The organism is Streptomyces sp. NBC_00433, assembly GCA_036015235.1.
Classification (GTDB): domain Bacteria; phylum Actinomycetota; class Actinomycetes; order Streptomycetales; family Streptomycetaceae; genus Actinacidiphila.
This window is the reverse complement of record CP107926.1, coordinates 8,789,279-8,805,012: the sequence shown is the minus strand read 5'-3', so window position 1 is coordinate 8,805,012 and position 15,734 is coordinate 8,789,279. Positions and strand designations below refer to the sequence as shown.

16 protein-coding genes are annotated in these 15,734 nt (G+C 72.3%); all 16 read right to left on the bottom strand.

The window, feature by feature from the left end:
* Positions 1 to 204: 204 nt before the first annotated feature.
* The 16 genes from OG900_38220 to OG900_38145 all read right to left on the bottom strand — a co-directional run bounded on the left by OG900_38220 (position 205) and on the right by OG900_38145 (position 15,677).
* Positions 205 to 1,674 (bottom strand): MFS transporter, encoded by a 1,470-nt coding sequence (locus OG900_38220; protein WUH95433.1) that lies wholly within the window; start codon positions 1,672 to 1,674, stop codon positions 205 to 207.
* Between the two features lie 175 nt (positions 1,675 to 1,849).
* Positions 1,850 to 2,608, bottom strand: a complete 759-nt coding sequence (locus OG900_38215) for an SDR family oxidoreductase (GenBank protein WUH95432.1) — start codon at positions 2,606 to 2,608, stop codon at positions 1,850 to 1,852.
* A 155-nt stretch (positions 2,609 to 2,763) separates the two neighbouring features.
* Positions 2,764 to 3,708, bottom strand: coding sequence for an aromatase/cyclase (locus OG900_38210; GenBank protein WUH95431.1), 945 nt, complete (start codon positions 3,706 to 3,708; stop codon positions 2,764 to 2,766).
* 23 nt (positions 3,709 to 3,731) lie between these two features.
* A complete protein-coding gene (gene fabG, locus OG900_38205; protein WUH95430.1) occupies positions 3,732 to 4,517 on the bottom strand; it encodes a 3-oxoacyl-ACP reductase FabG in 786 nt (261 codons plus the stop codon).
* Positions 4,514 to 4,777 carry a phosphopantetheine-binding protein gene (locus OG900_38200; GenBank protein ID WUH95429.1) on the bottom strand — a complete coding sequence of 88 codons (264 nt, stop codon included), beginning with the start codon at positions 4,775 to 4,777 and terminating at the stop codon, positions 4,514 to 4,516. Before OG900_38200 ends, fabG begins: the two co-directional genes overlap by 4 nt.
* Positions 4,777 to 6,039, bottom strand: coding sequence for a ketosynthase chain-length factor (locus tag OG900_38195; GenBank protein WUH95428.1), 1,263 nt, complete (start codon positions 6,037 to 6,039; stop codon positions 4,777 to 4,779). The genes OG900_38200 and OG900_38195 overlap by 1 nt, the downstream gene beginning before the upstream one ends.
* Positions 6,036 to 7,307, bottom strand: coding sequence for a beta-ketoacyl-[acyl-carrier-protein] synthase family protein (locus OG900_38190; GenBank protein ID WUH95427.1), 1,272 nt, complete (start codon positions 7,305 to 7,307; stop codon positions 6,036 to 6,038). Before OG900_38190 ends, OG900_38195 begins: the two co-directional genes overlap by 4 nt.
* A gap of 3 nt (positions 7,308 to 7,310) precedes the next feature.
* Positions 7,311 to 7,634, bottom strand: a complete 324-nt coding sequence (locus tag OG900_38185) for a TcmI family type II polyketide cyclase (protein WUH95426.1) — start codon at positions 7,632 to 7,634, stop codon at positions 7,311 to 7,313.
* A gap of 76 nt (positions 7,635 to 7,710) precedes the next feature.
* Positions 7,711 to 9,330 (bottom strand): tryptophan 7-halogenase, encoded by a 1,620-nt coding sequence (locus OG900_38180; protein ID WUH95425.1) that lies wholly within the window; start codon positions 9,328 to 9,330, stop codon positions 7,711 to 7,713.
* A 36-nt stretch (positions 9,331 to 9,366) separates the two neighbouring features.
* On the bottom strand, positions 9,367 to 9,942 hold the full coding sequence (locus OG900_38175) for an NAD(P)H-dependent oxidoreductase (protein WUH95424.1): 576 nt from the start codon (positions 9,940 to 9,942) through the stop codon (positions 9,367 to 9,369).
* 327 nt (positions 9,943 to 10,269) lie between these two features.
* Entirely contained in the window at positions 10,270 to 10,848 is a 579-nt protein-coding gene (locus OG900_38170; protein ID WUH95423.1) for an ester cyclase, read from the bottom strand.
* Entirely contained in the window at positions 10,845 to 11,447 is a 603-nt protein-coding gene (locus tag OG900_38165) for a nuclear transport factor 2 family protein (protein WUH95422.1), read from the bottom strand. The genes OG900_38170 and OG900_38165 overlap by 4 nt, the downstream gene beginning before the upstream one ends.
* Positions 11,444 to 12,934: an FAD-dependent monooxygenase gene (locus OG900_38160; GenBank protein WUH95421.1), complete on the bottom strand. Its 1,491-nt coding sequence runs from the start codon at positions 12,932 to 12,934 to the stop codon at positions 11,444 to 11,446. The genes OG900_38165 and OG900_38160 overlap by 4 nt, the downstream gene beginning before the upstream one ends.
* A 70-nt stretch (positions 12,935 to 13,004) precedes the next feature.
* A complete protein-coding gene (locus tag OG900_38155) occupies positions 13,005 to 13,388 on the bottom strand; it encodes a hypothetical protein (protein WUH95420.1) in 384 nt (127 codons plus the stop codon).
* A 273-nt stretch (positions 13,389 to 13,661) separates the two neighbouring features.
* A complete protein-coding gene (locus tag OG900_38150; protein ID WUH95419.1) occupies positions 13,662 to 14,567 on the bottom strand; it encodes a MarR family transcriptional regulator in 906 nt (301 codons plus the stop codon).
* A 39-nt stretch (positions 14,568 to 14,606) separates the two neighbouring features.
* On the bottom strand, positions 14,607 to 15,677 hold the full coding sequence (locus OG900_38145) for a hypothetical protein (protein ID WUH95418.1): 1,071 nt from the start codon (positions 15,675 to 15,677) through the stop codon (positions 14,607 to 14,609).
* Positions 15,678 to 15,734: the final 57 nt, after the last annotated feature.

The window sequence follows — 15,734 nt, the reverse complement described above, 5'->3', positions numbered from 1 at the left end:
AGTTCGGCCAGCCGCTCCCGCTGGGACCGGGGCCCGGAACGCTCCCCGCCGGGCTGGGCGTGCGGGGTCTCGGAGCTCGCGACAGTCGTCATGGGTGGAGTCAACCTTCGCCTGTGGAGGGAGGGGCCGGACCTGGCGGACCGGGCAGCCTGGGCTGACCGGGCGGGGGGTGCGGGTCGGGCCGGTGCGGCAAGGGTGCGGGGGTCAGGGCTGCTTGGCGCCGGCTCCTGCCTGGGCGGGGCGCGGCAGCGGGGCGGGGCGGCGGCGCGGTGCGGTCAGTGCCGCCACCATCCCGACCGCCCCGATCCCGACCACCAGCCATATCGCCGGCCGCAGTGCGGAGCTGTGCCCGGGGCCGTCGGCCAGGCCGGACTGGAACAGTGCCGCGGCCGCGGCGGGGGCGACCACCGCGGCGATCTGCACGGCGCTCTGGTAGAGGGCCGCGGCCCCGCCGCGTTCGGCCGGCGGCAGGTCGGCGGTGGCCTGGGTGTTCAGCGCCGCGAAGGACAGGACGAAGCCGGCGCCGACCAGCAGCATCGTCGGCAGTACCGCGGTGAGGTAGTCCGGGTGCGCCGGCAGCCGCACGTAGAGCAGGTAGCCCGCCACCGGTGGCAGGGCGCCGTAGGCGATCAGCCGCCTGGTCCCGAAGCGGGCGATCATCCGCCCGGAGCGCAGGGCGAGCAGGGCCAGCGGGACGCTGGCCGGCAGGATCGCCAGCGCCGTCCTCAGCGGCGACCAGCCCTGGCTGGTCTGGAACTGGAAGGTGATGACGACCAGCAGCGCCAGGTAGGAGCCGTTCAGTGATCCCGCGCCCAGTGCCGAGCGCAGCATGCCGGCCCTGCCGGTGCGCGGGGGCAGGCGCAGCAGCGGGTCGGCCGCGGCGCGCTCGACGGCGGCGAACAGTGCGCCCAGGGCGGCGAAGCCGGCAAGGCCGCCCCAGACGCGCACGCTGGAGACGCCGTGGCCGGCCGACGAGGCGATCGCCAGGTCCAGGCAGACCAGTGCCCCTGTCGCGGTGGCCGCGCCGGCCAGGTCGTAGCGGCGGCGCGGGCCCGCGGCCGGGGCGGCGGCCGGGATCATGCGCAGTCCCAGCAGGAACAGCAGCAGTGCCGCGGGCGCCGGGGCGGCGAACGTCCACCGCCAGCTGATGTCGGTCAGCAGGCCGGACAGCAGCAGCCCGCCGGTGAACCCGCCGGCGCCGAAGACGGTGTACACCGAGATCGCCCTGCTGCGCGGGGGTCCCTCGGGGAAGGTGTTGAGGATGATCGCGAGGCCGGTCGGCGCGGTCAGTGCCGCGCAGAAGCCCTTGACGACCCGGCAGGCCACCAGGACCGCGAAGCTCCCGGTCACACCGGCCAGCAGCGAGGCGGCCGCGAAGGCCAGCAGGGCCAGCAGGTACGCGCGGCGTGCGCCGTGGATGGCCACCACCCGGGCGCCGAAGAGCATCAGGCCGCCGAAGCCGATCGCGAAGGCGGTCATCGCCCACTGGGCGGTGCTCGGGGCGAGGTGGAAGCCGGCCCCCACCGCCGGCAGCGCGACGAGCGTCGCCGAGACCTCCAGGGAGTCGATGAGCATGTTGCCGGCCAGCACGGCCAGCAGGCCCCACCGCGGGGCGGGGTCCCCGGCCGGCGGGCGGGCCGCGGGCCCGGCGGCCGGGTACTTGGCGGTCTTCATCATCCGGCTCCCGCGGGTCGAGGTCAGCGATCGGCGGCCGGCCGGTGACGGACCGGCAGGCGGCTGGTGGGCGGCTGGTGTCGGGGGTGGGGCCGGGCCGGTCGTCGACGTCGGCGGCCGGCCCCCGCCGGGCGGGGGCGGCGGGCGGCGTCGGCGGCCGGCCCGGCCAGCGGGGTCACAGCAGGGTGCCGCCGCTGGCGTCGATGAACGCGCCGGTGATCCACCGGGCGTCCTCGGAGCACAGGAACGCCACCACGTCGGCGACGTCCTCGGGTTCGCCGACCCGGTTGAACGCCGACATCGAGGCCATCGCGGTGACGACCTCGGGCATGGAGAAGACCGGGTTGTCGTTGCGGGTGATGCCCGGGGCGACGCTGTTGACGGTGATCCCGCGCGGGCCGAGGTGCTTGGCGAAGTGCAGCGCGAGCATCTCCACCGCGCCCTTGGACATCGCGTAGGCGATCTCGTCGGGGTTGGAGGTGCGGGTCAGGCCGGAGGAGATGTTGACGATGCGGCCGCCGTCGGCCATGTTCTGCAGGGCCCGCTGGATCAGGAAGAACGGCGCCTTGGCGTTGACCGCGTAGATCCGGTCGAACTGCTCGGAGGTGGTCTCCTCCGGGGAGATCCCGCCCAGCACGCCGGCGTTGTTGACCAGGATGTTCAGCGTGGTGGCCCCGGCGTGCTCGCTCAGCCCCGCCTCCAGGGCGGCGAACAGGTCGGCGACGTCGCCGGGCACGCCGAGTTCGGCGCCCACCGCGAAGGCCTTCCCGCCGGCCTGGCGGATCGTCTCCACGACCGCTTCGGCCTCGTCCTTGCCGCTGTTGTAGTGCACCGCGACCAGCGCGCCGTCGGCGGCCAGGCGCAGCGCCATGGCGCGGCCCATGTTGCGGCTGGCGCCGGTGACGAGCGCGGTCTTGCCCGAGAGCTTGCCCATGTGGTCCTCCTCGAAGTGTCGTCGAAAAAAGGGGGGGGCCGCCGCGGACCTCGTGGCGGCCGGTGCCCGGCCCCGGAGCCCGATCCGGCGGCCCGGCCCTGAAGAAGAAACGCGCCGAACGCCGGCGGTTCAGCGGTCGGCGCCGAACCCGGTGGTCAGCGGCGGGATTCGGCGTAGGTCTTGGCGTGTCCGAGGGTGGCGCGGCTGTTGGTGCTCAGTGCGTCCTGGACGTGGGCCTTGCCTTCCGCGACGCCGGCGTCGGGTCCCAGGTAGGCGGTGACGTTCTCGGCCTTGAGGACGACGGTGTGCTGGGAGGTGGCCGCGACGCCGGTGGCGGTGGGCTGGAAGGTCCAGCAGCCGGTGTGCAGGTCCATCAGGGCCGGCAGGGTGGTCTGCTTGTAGACGATCCGGTCGTGGGGGAAGCAGACCCGGTAGGACTTGGTGGTGTGCACCGACCCGTTGGGGGACATGGTGTCCATCTCCAGTTCCTGCAGGCCCGGTTCGCTCTCGCCGAGGTTGACCCGGACCACGTGCGGCAGGCGCTGCGACCACAGGTCGGCTTCGTTGATGAAGTCGTAGACGTCCTTGGGGTCGCCTTGGATGTGGACGGTGTCGGCGAAGGACCAGGTCAGCTTCTCCGAGCCGACCACCAGTTCGAGGTTGGTGCGCAGCGCGGCCAGCTCCGAGCGGGAGTTGCCGTCCACGGCCTGCTCGATCCAGGCCAGGCCCTCGGGGTCGTCGCCGATGGCCCGGTAGTCGTGCAGGAGCCTGACCCGGGAGGACTCCGCGGAGAGCGGTTCGATGATCCAGGCGCCGCCCATCGCGGCGACCGGGGGGGTGGAGACCTCCTGGCGGAAGTCGATGCGCAGGGTGTCGGGGTGCAGGGCGCGCTGTGAGGTCCAGTTCTTGGGGGCGCCGTTGGCGGTGGCCCAGACCCGGATGCGTTCGTGGCCGGGGCCGTGGCCTGCTTGGTCGACGTGGATGGTCGGCGGGAAGATCCGCGGCCAGTTCTCCACCTCGGCGATCAGCCGGTAGACCTCGCGGGCCGGGGCGGCGACGGTGATCTCGTGCTCCACCTCGCGGACGACGGGGGTGTCCATTGCTCGTTCCTCCCTGGCTGGGTTCAGAAGTTGCCCAGGCCGCCGCAGACGTTCAGCGCCTGGGCGGTGATGGAGGCGGCCGCGTCCGAGGCCAGGTAGCCGACCAGGCCGGCGACCTCCTGCGGCGTGGAGTACCGGCCGAGGGGGATCTTCGCGGTGAAGCGCTCCAGGATCGCCTCCTCGGTGGTGTCGTAGGCCACCGCGTAGCCTTCGCGGACGCGCTGGGCCATGGGGGTCTCCACATAGCCCGGGCAGACCGCGTTGACGGTGATGCCGGTCGGCGCGAGTTCGTTGCCGAGTGCCTTGGTGAAGCCGACGACGCCGTGTTTGGACGCCGAGTAGGGGGCGCCCAGGACGACGCCCTGCTTGCCGGCGGTGGAGGCGATGTTGATGATCCGCCCGCGGGTCTTGTGCCGCATCCCGCCGGTGGTCAGGACCTCGCGGGTCAGGCGGAAGACGCTGTTGAGGTTGGTGTTGATCACGTCGTGCCACAGTTCGTCGGGGATGTCGGCGGTCACTCCGCCGCCGCTGCGGCCGGCGTTGTTGACCAGGACCTCGACGGTGCCCATGTGGTCGACGGCGGCGGCGACGAAGTCGCGTACCGAGGTGTCCTCGCGGACGTCCAGGGTGCGGCCGGCGACGTCGTGGCCCTCGGCGCGCAGTTCCTTGACGGTGGCCTCGATGCCGGCCGCGTCGCGGGCGCCGATGAAGACCCGGTGGCCCTGGGTGGCCAGCAGCCGGGCGACGGCCAGGCCGATGCCGCTGGTGGCGCCGGAGACCAGGGCCAGCGGCCCGCCCGGGGTGCTCATGCCGCCACCGTCAGCAGTTCGTTGACCGCGGCGATCAGTTCGCGGGGGGTGGCGTGGACGGAGAGGACCGACTCGTCCAGGGCGACCTCGTACTCGGTCTCGATGCGGCCGCCGGTCTCCAGGATCGCCAGTGATTCGTAGCCGATCGCCTCGAAGCCCTCGTCGAGGATGTCGCCGTCGAGGTCGACGGCCTCGTCGGCGCCGGCGCATTCGATCAGGATGCGCTTGAGGTCGTCCAGGGTGAACTGCCGAGCGGTCATCAGCGTGTCCTTTCTGTGTGGTCCGGCCCGGCCTGCGGCCCGGCGGCGTGGGCGGTGCGGGCCCGGACCACCAGCGCGGAGTTGAAGCCGCCGTATCCGCGGGCCAGCACCAGAGCGGTGCGTACCGGGGTGGGGCGGCCGCGGCCGGTGACCAGGTCCAGGTCGTAGTCGGCGGCCGGTTCGATGTTGACGGTGGGCGGGATGACCGAGTCGCGGATGGCCAGCAGCGCGGTCGCGGTGTCCAGGGCGCCCGCCCCGCACGACAGGCGGCCGGTCATCGTCTTGGGTGCGGTGACCGGCACGCCGCGCGGCCCGAAGACCGCGCCGATCGCGTCGGCCTCGGCGCGGTCCAGTTCGGGGATGCCGGCCGCGTCGGCGAAGACCACGTCGACCTGTGCGGGGCGGACCCCGGCGTCGTCCAGGGCGACTTCGATCGCCTTGCGCAGGCCCGCGCCGCCGGTGGCGTCGCGGGGGTCGAAGGTGGAGCCGTAGCCGGCGATCTCGCCGTAGATGCGGGCGCCGCGCAGGGCGGCGGCGTCGGCCTCCTCCAGGACCAGGATCGCGCCGCCCTCGCCGGGGACGTGGCCGCGGGCGTCGGCGTCGAAGGGCAGGTAGGCGCGGGCCGGCTGGTCGCTGGTGCTCATCCGGCCCGCTGCCAGCTGCGCGACCCAGCCCCACGGGCAGATCGTCGCGTCGACGGCGCCGGAGACCATCAGGCGGGTGCCGGCGCGGATCTGCCGGCGGGCCTGGGCCAGTGCGTCCAGGCCGCCGGCCTGGTCGCTGACGACGACGCCGCTGGGGCCCTTCATGCCGTGCCGGATGGAGATCTGGCCGCTGTTGACGGCGTAGAACCAGGCGAAGGACTGGTAGGCGCTGACGTGCTGGCTGCCCCTGCTCCACAGTTTGCGCAGCTCGCCCTGGCCGAACTCGAAGCCGCCGGCGGAGCTGGCGGTGACCACGCCCATGTGGTAGCCGTCCAGGCCGCGCGGTTCGATCGCCGCGTCGGCCAGCGCCCAGTCGGCGGCGACCAGCGCCATCCGCGTCATGTGGTCGGTCTGTACGATCATCCGGCCCGTCAGATGGTCCTCGGCGACGAAGCCCTGGACCTCGCCGGCCAGGCGTGCCGGGTACTGCGAGGGGTCGAAGCGGGTGACCCGCCCGATGCCGGATTTCCCGGCGCGGGTGGCGTCCCAGTAGGGGGCGGCGCCCAGCCCGTTGGGCGAGACCACCCCCAGGCCGGTGACCACGGTCGTCGCCGTCATACCGGCCTCCGCTCGGGACGGGTGAGGACCATCGCGCTCTGGAAGCCGCCGAAGCCGCTGCCGACGGTCAGCACGGTGTCGGTGTGCCAGTCCCGTGCGGTCAGCGGCACGTAGTCCAGGTCGCATTCGGGGTCGGGGGTGTGCAGGTTCGCCGTCGGCGGCACCACGTTCTGCGCCATCGCCAGTACCGAGGCGGCGATCTCGATCGACCCGATCGCGCCCAGGGAGTGGCCGACCATCGACTTGATGGAGCTGACCGGGACCTTGCGGGCGTGCTCGCCCAAACTCAGCTTGAACGCCGCGGTCTCGTGCCGGTCGTTCTGCTTGGTGCCCGAGCCGTGCGCGTTGATGTAGTCGATGTCGGTGGCGTTCATCCGGGCCTGGTCCAGGGCCACCGAGATCGCCTCGGCCATCTCCAGGCCGTCCGGGCGCAGCCCGGTCATGTGGAAGGCGTTGCAGCGGGAGGTGTAGCCGGCGATCTCGGCGTAGATGTGCGCGCCGCGCCGCCGGGCGCTGTCCAGTTCCTCCAGGACGAAGATCGCCGAGCCCTCCCCCAGCACGAAGCCGTTGCGGGTCCCGTCGAAGGGCCGCGAGGCGTGCTCGGGGTCGTCGTTGCGGGGCGTGGTGGCCTTGATCGCGTCGAAGCACGCCAGGGTGATCGGTGAGATCGGCGCGTCGGTCGCACCGGTGATCATCACCTCGGCCGAGCCCTCCCTGATCACCTCCACCGCGTAGCCGACCGCGTCGATGCCCGAGGTGCAGCCGGTGGAGACCACCGTGGTGGGGCCCTGCGCGCCGACCTTCCAGGCCACCTCGGCGGCGCTGGAGGAGGGCACCAGGTAGTTGTACAGGTGCGGTACGGCGTACTCGTGGTCGACCAGGTCGTGCCGGCCGCCGTCGCTGACGACGCGGTACTCCTGGTCCAGGCCCATCGTCGCGCCGACCGCGCTGCCCAGGGCGACGCCGACCCGGTAGGGGTCCATGGCCTGGACGTCCAGGCCGGAGTCGGCGACCGCCTCGGCGGTCGCGACGACCGCCAGCTGCGCCGAGCGGTCCATCCGGCGGATCTCCTGCGGGCTCAGGCCGAACAGCTCGGGATCGAAGTCGATCTCGGCGGCGACCTGGGAGCGGAACGGCGTCGGGTCGAAGAAGCTGACCCGGCGGGTCGCGGTGCGGCCCTCGGACAGCAGGCTCCAGAAGTTCTTGACGCCGATGCCGCCGGGGGCCAGCACGCCCACCCCCGTGATGACGACTCGTCGGGTGGACACGTCTTAGCCCTCCCAGCTGTAGAACCGCGTCGCCAGAGCGTCGGCCGGCGAGCGCCAGGTGGCCGGGTCGTAGGGCTGGATGAACGGCTTGAGGTCGTCGCTGATCTTCATGAAGCGCGGGTCGACCTTGGCCTGCTCGATCCGCTCGCCGCCGTCGGTGTCGTCGAAGTCCTGGACGTGGAAGTACAGGCCGCGGAACTGGAACAGCTGCCGGCGCCGCGTCCCCATCAGGTGCGGCATCTCGGTGCGGTCGAACTCCGCGAACAGCCGGGCCACGTCGCCGTCGCCGCCGGGTTCGATCCGGGCGACGATCAAGCTGCTGTGCATATCACTACCCTCATTTCGGTCCGGCCCGGTCCTGGTGCCTGCCCGAGGACCCGGTAGGGGTGGGGAAGGGGCAAGGTCAGGCGAACAGCGACCGCATGTGCTGCGGGGAGCGGTTGCGCCCCCACTGGCCGAGGCGCTCCAGCAGCTCCGGCGTCGCCTCGAAGTAGCGGTTGTCGGGCTCGCCCAGCTCCAGCGGAGCCGGCACGAACGGGGTGTCGCGCAGGTAGGCGAAGATCCGCTCCGCGCCTGCCGCGGGTTCCAGCTCGCCGGCCTCGACGGCCTGGCAGGTCTGCCGGGTGAAGGCCAGGAGGGCGCTGATGTCCTTGCCGACCGGGGCGGGCAGGCCGGGCGTGTCGGTCTTCTCCAGCTCCAGCAGCACCTGCTCGTCACCGGTGGCCTTGAAGTCCCGCAGCGCGTTCTCGATCCGCATCGTCGGCAGGATGCTCGTGGTCTTCCACACCCGGGTGACCGCGTTCCACAGCTCGTAGTGGCGGAAGCCCACGAACGAGCAGTAGACCAGGTCGTCGTGGACGTCGTAGAGGCCCTGCTGGAGGTCGTCGATGTACGCGAACCGCTCGGTGGACCAGTCGCCGTCCCGGGACGCGGCGATCAGCCGCCACGCCAGGGAGTTGACGACCTCAAGGGTGTTGGTCAGGCCGCGCGAGTACAGGGCGTCGATGAAGCCCGCCGCGTGCGAGGTCAGCGTGTAGCGCTCGCCGACGGTGTTGGACGCCGAGTACTGCAGGCGCCCGGTGCTGATCCACGGCCGTACCGCCCGCGCGCCGGTGAACTGCTCGGCGATCTGCGGGAACCGCTGCAGAAAGGCGTCGAACTCCTCCTGCGCGCTGCCCTCGGGCTTGGGGTGCACCCGCTCGTCCAGGGTCAGCCCCACACTGCACAGCGTGCTCAGGGCGCCCTCGTGGTTGTCGAACGGGATCACCCACAGCCACCCGCCGTCGAAGACGTGGTGCAGCGTGCCGTGGTGCCAGGGGCTGGGGTTCTTGTGGGCCTGCGCCGCCGAGGCGTCATCGAAGGGGGTGACCCCCACCATGTGCGTGAACAGGCTCCGCGAGTGGTGCCGGGCCCGCGGCGGGTCGTCGCGCAGGTTGAACGCGTCGGCCGTCGGCGAGCGGTAGCCGGCCCCGTCGACGAGGTACCTGGCCCGGAACTGGGCGCCCTGCGCGGAGCGCAGCACCACCCCGGAGTCCGGGTCGATGTCGATCGAGGTGATGCGGGTGTCCAGACACGGGTCGGCCCCGCAGTCCACCGCCAGGTTGAACAGGTACGCGTCGGAGTCCTGCCGGAACAGGTGGCACTCGGTGCGCTGCCACTCGGGGATCACCAGCTGGTTGATCTGCTCCGGGCGCTGCGGCTGGCCCTCGACGTGGTAGACGAAACCGAAGTTCGACTTCCTGCCCGACATCGGGCTGACCTTGTCGTTGACGCCCCGGAAACTGGCCAGCGGCTCGATCTCGGGAACCCCGTACCGCTCGGCGATGATCTTCGTCATCGACGAGGTGTAGGGGATCGTCGACTCCCCCACGGCGAACCGCGGATGCGTGCCGGCGTCCATCAGCAGCACCTTGACGCCGTTGCGGGCCAGGACCGCGCCGAGCATCCCGCCGGCCATGCCCGCGCCCAGGATCGCCACGTCATAGGTCTGGTCGTCGGCCGGCGCCTTGCCGTTGTCTCCCATGATTCTTCCCTCCACGGTGTGGCTGTTCGGGTCCGCTCAGGTGCGGTAAGGGCGCTTGGCCTTGGCGGCCCGCAGCGCGTCGGCCCACCAGACGAGCTGGTCGAGCATGACCTTCGCCGCCTCGTTGCACCCCTGCGCATCGGGGGCGAACGCACCGGCGGTATCGAAATGGCTCAGGATCCGGGGGAAGATCGCGATATCCTTCATGGCCACGCAGTGGAACTCCCCCAGGACCTGCCGCAGGTGCTCCACCGCGCGCACACCGCCGGCCATGCTCAGCCCGTAGGTCACGAACCCCACCGGCTTGGCTTCCCACTCGGCGTTGTAATGGTCGATCAGCGTCTTCAAAGGCCCGGGGATACCCCGGTTGTACTCCGGCACGACGAACACGAACGCGTCAGCCGCGGCCAGCACCGGCCGCAACGCGGCCACCTCGGGTGCGGCCGGGTCCAGGTCGTCGGGCAGCCGGTGGTCGACCAGGTCGACCACCTCGGCCACCAGGTCGCCGCGCTGCCCGGCCTGCCCGGTGAACCACTGCGCCACCTGCGGCGCCAGACGCCCCGCGCGGACCGAGCCCACGACGACGACCACCCGGATCGGTTCGGTGGACACCCCAATCCCCTCCCATCGCCTCCCGCCCCCGCCCCGCCCGGGCCCACCCCCCCAAGCCCCCGGACACACCCCCCGGGGTTCCGCCCCCGACCGGCGGGGACAGAACCCGAACAAAAAAGGGGGGGGTGGGCGGGGGTGCGGGGGGCCGGGCCCGGGGGCGGGAGCCGCCTTGCCACCGGTCGGAAAAAGAAAAAAATGAGGCCCGGGGCGCACCAGCGGCCCGGGCACAACCCGCACAGCACACCCCCCCGCCCCGCCCCCCGCAGACACAAGAAAAAAAAGGGGGGGTGGGGCGGAGGGGGTGTCACGGTCGGCGTCGCGTGACGGTCAGGAAGAGGAGTTCGCCGGCTGCGGACGCCCGCCGGCCGGCGGACCACCCGCCGGCGGACCGCCCATCGGACGCCCGCCAGGACCGCCAGGCCCCCCGGGACCGCCGGGGCCGCCGCCCGGGCCGCCGGGGCCGCCGGGGCGGCCGCCGCCGGAGACGGCCTGCAGGGTCCGCATCAGCGTGAAGTTGTCGACCAGGCCCCACCGCTCGGCGATCCGGTCGTCCTCGAAGCGCAGGATCAGCAGCGCGTGGTGCTCGACATCCATATCGGTGGCCGGGATACCCAGGAACGGGCCGGTGTGCTTGCCCTTCATCACCCACCGGATCGCCGAGCGGTCGCCCTCGGAGACCACGTCAAGCACCTCGTACTTGATGTCGCTGAACGACCGGTGCTGCATCTCGATGGTCATCTTGAACGACGCCGGGCCGCGCACCGAGTCGTCGTAGCTGCCGTGGCTCTGGTAGTCCGCGGTCAGATACCGGTCCGCGACACTCAGGTCCCCGTCGTTGAGGCCCTTGTTGTAGACGATGTCGATGATCTCCCGCTGCCGCTCGACACTGGGAACGTCCTTGGTCATGCTGTCCCTTCCTTCCATGTGGTGATTGCCTGTTCTCCGTCTGTACCGGTCATGACCCGGGCGATCGAACGGATGCCCGGACCGGTGGTCCACACCACCCGCAAGGCCAGCCGGTGCAGCCGCCAGCCCGCCCCGGTACGGCGCGCCGTACCCTCGAACCGGCCGCCGAGATAGAAGTGCGCCGCCGACGCCGGCGGCGGCAGCGACCCGTGGTGCACGTGGATGGCCACCACGTTCCAGGCCAGGGACGCGGCATCGCCGTCCACCTCGATCGCGTAGTGCGACACGTTGTGGTGGGTCCGCTCCCAGTGCCCCATGAAGCCCCGGGTGAAGTCCTCCACCCCGGCGATCCCGCTGTGGGAGCCGGGCGGGAAGTCCAGCTCCACGCCGTCGGTGAACACCGAGCGCGCCCACCGCTCGTCGAAGGCCCCCTCGTCCAGGGCCCGCAGGTAGCGGTCGGCCAGGTCGGCCAGGTCCGCCCGGTCCGACAGCCGCCGCACCGCGGCGGCCACGTCGAAGGCGGCCCCCGCCCCGCGCCCGGCCGGCACCTCGTGCCCGGCCGGCACCTCGTGCCCGGCCGGCAGCTCCACGGCCGTCACGGCCGGCCCGCCCCCGCCTCGCGCGGCGCCCCGAACCAGCCGCGCAGGGCCTCGTCCAGGCCGCCCGCGGTGCCCGGGTCGATCCAGGCGATGTACCCGTCGGGGCGCACCAGCACCGCCCGCGCCGCGGCCAGCGGGTCGTCCCCGGCAAGGCCGGGCAGCGTCCCGGTGACCACGTCGACCCGGTCGCCCCACGGGGCGGCGGCCGCCCGCAGCCCCTCGTCGTCGGCCAGGTCCAGCAGCAGGCCCCGCGCGGTGCGCAGCAGCTCGAAGACCGGCCCGGTGCCCGCCGACGTCGCCAGGTCCCGGTTCGGCAGCCGCTTGCCCAGCACGGGGCTGTCGCCCGCGCCGACGTCGTAGCGGATCTCCAGCCCGGAGACCATCGCGATCAGGTGCTTGGCGACCACGTCGTAGCCCAGCAGCTCGGTGAACAGGTCCCGCATCGGCTGGACCTCGTCACCGGACAAGAACAGCAGCCCCTGCGCCTGGGTGTTCATCAGCAGCCGACGGCCGATCGCGTGCCGCTCGGCGTGGTAGGTGTCCAGCAGCCCCTCGGGCGCCCAGCCGTGGACCTGCGCGGCCAGCTTCCACCCCAGGTTCACCGCGTCCTGGATGCTGGTGTTCATCCCCAGCCCGCCGGCCGGCAGGTGGATGTGCGCCGCGTCCCCGGCCAGCAGCACCCGCCCGCGCCGGTACTCCGTCGCCTGCCGCGTCGCGTTACCGAACGAGCTCAGCCACACCGGCTCGGCATGGCTGATGTCCTCCCCCGTCAGCCGCTTCCACGCATCGGAAATCTCCGCGAACTCGATCGGCGACGTCCGCCGCCTGGGCGGCGTGCCCCGCTCGCACACGATGAACCGCTGCACCCCGTCGGTCGGCGGGGTCGCCATCACCATCCCGCCCGGATACGACTCCCCGATCATCCGCGGACGCACGTTCGTGCCCCGCAGATCGGCCAGGAACATCTCCATCGACGCCCCCGTGCCGGGGAAGTCGAACCCCATCGCCTTGCGGATCATGCTGCGCCCGCCGTCACACCCCACCAGGTACTTCGCCCGCAGCTCCTCGAACCCCCCGGGCCCGCCGATCTGCGCGGTCACCCCGTCCTGGTCGGCCAGGACCCCCACGCACTCGTACCCGCGCCGGAAATCCACCCCGATATCGGCGGTCCAACCCGCCAGCATCGCCTCGGTCTGCGACTGCGGCAGCGTCTTGCCCGCGAAATGCGCCCCCTCCAGCATCCCGAAGTCCAACGGCAGCCCACCGAAATGACCGACGTTGCTCACCTCGAAAGGCGGCAGCCGCGGCAGCAGCCCGCGCTGGTCGAAGACCTCCATCGTCCGGGCGGTGAACCCCAGACCCCGCGACTCACCGGTCGGCGCCGCCAGCTTCTCCAGCACCGTCACCTCGACACCGGCCAACCGCAGCTCACCGGCCAGCATCATCCCCGCCGGACCGGCGCCGACCACGATCACATCCGTATTCATGGGTACCTCTCGTCACAATGGGCAACCGGGATTGAGGACAGGGAGGATCCGCCGCGCACCGCGGTCCGGATCACTGGGCCGGCGCCAGCTGGGCAGTGGTCTCAGCGGCGATCGAGAAGATCACCGCGCCCTCCGCGTCGAAGACCTCCGCGGTGCCGGTGCCCACGAACGCCGTACCGAACAGCTTCGCGTCGATGTTGATGATCAGATGATCGATACCGGTCACCTCGGTATCACCCGACACACCCGAATCGCCCTCGTGCAGCCGCTCGGTGATGGTGAAGACGAACGTGTCCTCACCCGTCATCCGCCACTCCCCGTGGCCACCGGTCTCCGCGGTGTTCAGATGGGCCGACCCATCGGCATCCAGAGCGATGGTGAACTTCTCGACCGTGGTGCCGTACGAAACCGAACCGGCCCACAGGCCGACCAGCTGGTCGACGACTTGGGACATGACTTCCCCACTTTCTGCAGGTGTCGATGGGTGGGCGCGGGCACACGCGCGAAACGGCCCACCCCCGGCCGGGCAAGAACAAGGACGGGGAGGACCGCTTTTCACACACAGGAACAAGAACAGGAACAGGAACATCGGGCAGGAACATCAGGCAGGAACATCGGGCAGGAACATCAGGCAGGAGCAGCGGGCAGGAGCAGGCACCGCCCGCACCACGCCCGCGCCTGGGGGGCCGGCCCCCGGGGGGGCCGAGTCAGGGGCGGGGCGGGGTGGTCAGTGGGCGGTGGGGGCCGCCACCGGGGCGGCGATCACCTTGTGGATCAGGGTGTGCAGCTCGGCCTCGGCCTGCGGGCCGCCGAACATCTCCACGATCTCGGCCTGCAGGCCCTCGACCGCACCGGTCAGATACGCCAGCCGCTCCCGGCCCAGCCCGGTCAGCTCCAGCGCGTAGCGGCGGCGGTCGTCGGGGTCCTGGCCCCGGGTCACCAGGCCCTTGCCCGCCAGCTCGTCGACGATCAGCGCCGCGGCCGGCTCGGTCAGCGCCAGATACCGGGCGAACTGCTGCTGCGGGCACGGCCCGAGCCGGCCGATCGCCGAGAGCGCGCCGAAGTCCCGCACCCGCATCCCCGCGTCGGCCACCAGCGCGTCACCGCGCCGCCGCAGCAGGTAGAACACCTGCGTGATCAGGTACTCGGTACTGACCGTGCTCGGAGTGCGGTCCGGCTCGCCCAGCACCGTGCGCAGCAGCTCGTTGAGCCGGTCGCGCTCGGGGGCGGTCAGGTTCGCCGTCACCAGCCGGTCGCGCTCGAGGACCTGCGACTGCATCCCGGCCAGCGCCGCGTGCCCGGCCTCGGTCAGCGACAGCACGTAGGAGCGCCGGTTGTCCGGATTGCGGGTACGGGTGACATAGCCGGCCGCCTGCAGGCGGTCGATCAGCTTGACCATGATCGTCCGGTTGATCTCCAGCCGCTCGGCCAGCGCCTGCTGCGAGGTGCCGTGCCCGTCGGCGAGACCGGCCAGGACCGCGTAGTCGCGGGCCTGCGTACTGCGGTCGGCGGTGGAGGAGACATGCGCGAACGCCCGGCGCATCAGATACGGCAGGAACCGGGTCAGCTCCGGTGCCAGCGGGGCGCCGGCCAGCTCAGCGGCGGTACCCCCGTGCGAATCCGGGTCCGCCATCGTCCAACGCCTCCTCCTGGCCTGTTGCGGGCCCTGCTGTCAATCATAGAACGAGTGCGAACTGAGGAATCCCCGCAGCCGCTGCGTCGCGGCGTTCGCCGCCGCGGCGTACCGCTCGTCGGGCAGCAGCGCCTGGTGCCGCACCGCGACCTCGGCCAGCTTGATCGCGTGCTCGTCGCCCAGCTCGACCGCGTCGGCCACCAACTGCTCGGCGGAAGGCACCCCGGCGCCCCCCGCAACACCGCCACCGGGGGATGTGGAGGGTGCGGGGGGGCCGTAGTAGCCGCGGATACCGAAACTGCAGTGCCGCGCGGCCAGATAGGAGGACCACTGCTGGTCGGCCGGCAGGTGGGGCAGGACCAGCCGGACGGCCGCCGGACCGGTGATCGCGTGGATCAGCGGCACCGGATGCCCCGCCCGGGTCGCCGCGTAGTGCCCGCACGCGTCGGCGACCAGGTCGTCCAGCGCGGCCAGCGCCGCACCCCGCCCACCGTCCTCACCGCCCTCGTCCCCGCCGCTGTCGCCGGCGGCGGGAGGGAGCGGCTCGGCCGCCTGCAGCGCGGCCGCGTCGCGGACCGAGTAGCGGGCCGCCCAGTAGCCCAGCCCGTGCGCCAGCTCACGCCGGTAGAGCTCACCGGCCGCACCGCCATCCGTACTGCCGCCCGTACTGCCGGTGTCGGTGGTGTCGGCGTGGGCGATGGCCCGTACCGCGTGCGCGGTGCGGATCACGCCGTGCGTCATCACTCCCGACATGCCCGGCACCAGGCGGGGCCACCACCTGGCCAGGACCTCCTGCCAGGGGTGCAGTTCCAGCTCCCGGTCGAACAGGTCCCACCAGTCGGTGACGCGGTCGAAGTCGCCCAGCGCGGAGCGCCAGTCCGTCTCGTCCGCGGCGGTCAGCGGGAAACGCGGGGTGGGCAGGTCCTTGTAGCGGCGGTGGGCGAGGTTGCCCTCGACCCAGGTCGCGACGTCGTCGGCGTAGCCCAGGGTGGCCATGGCCTCGGCCGCCATCGGCGCGTGGTTGACGAGCATGGTGCCGTGCTCGTAGCCGACCGAGCGCAGCCGCTCCAGAGCGCCGCCCATGGCATCGGTGTACGTCAGTGCGGTCATCGTCTCGTCAGCTCCCAGCGCCGATGGTGTACCGGTGCCATCCCGGGCCGGGGGGCC

Bases quoted from the DNA above. Each gene is read 5' to 3' on its own strand.
- OG900_38155 (WUH95420.1), bottom strand. From the start codon at position 13,388: ATGTCCCAAGTCGTCGACCAGCTGGTCGGCCTGTGGGCCGGTTCGGTT.
- OG900_38180 (WUH95425.1), bottom strand. From the start codon at position 9,330: ATGGGAGACAACGGCAAGGCGCCGGCCGACGACCAGACCTATGACGTG.
- OG900_38195 (WUH95428.1), bottom strand. From the start codon at position 6,039: ATGACGGCGACGACCGTGGTCACCGGCCTGGGGGTGGTCTCGCCCAAC.
- OG900_38145 (WUH95418.1), bottom strand. From the start codon at position 15,677: ATGACCGCACTGACGTACACCGATGCCATGGGCGGCGCTCTGGAGCGG.
- OG900_38210 (WUH95431.1), bottom strand. From the start codon at position 3,708: ATGGACACCCCCGTCGTCCGCGAGGTGGAGCACGAGATCACCGTCGCC.
- OG900_38160 (WUH95421.1), bottom strand. From the start codon at position 12,934: ATGAATACGGATGTGATCGTGGTCGGCGCCGGTCCGGCGGGGATGATG.
- OG900_38215 (WUH95432.1), bottom strand. From the start codon at position 2,608: ATGGGCAAGCTCTCGGGCAAGACCGCGCTCGTCACCGGCGCCAGCCGC.
- OG900_38170 (WUH95423.1), bottom strand. From the start codon at position 10,848: ATGACCAAGGACGTTCCCAGTGTCGAGCGGCAGCGGGAGATCATCGAC.
- fabG (WUH95430.1), bottom strand. From the start codon at position 4,517: ATGAGCACCCCGGGCGGGCCGCTGGCCCTGGTCTCCGGCGCCACCAGC.
- OG900_38150 (WUH95419.1), bottom strand. From the start codon at position 14,567: ATGGCGGACCCGGATTCGCACGGGGGTACCGCCGCTGAGCTGGCCGGC.
- OG900_38220 (WUH95433.1), bottom strand. From the start codon at position 1,674: ATGAAGACCGCCAAGTACCCGGCCGCCGGGCCCGCGGCCCGCCCGCCG.
- OG900_38200 (WUH95429.1), bottom strand. From the start codon at position 4,777: ATGACCGCTCGGCAGTTCACCCTGGACGACCTCAAGCGCATCCTGATC.
- OG900_38185 (WUH95426.1), bottom strand. From the start codon at position 7,634: ATGCACAGCAGCTTGATCGTCGCCCGGATCGAACCCGGCGGCGACGGC.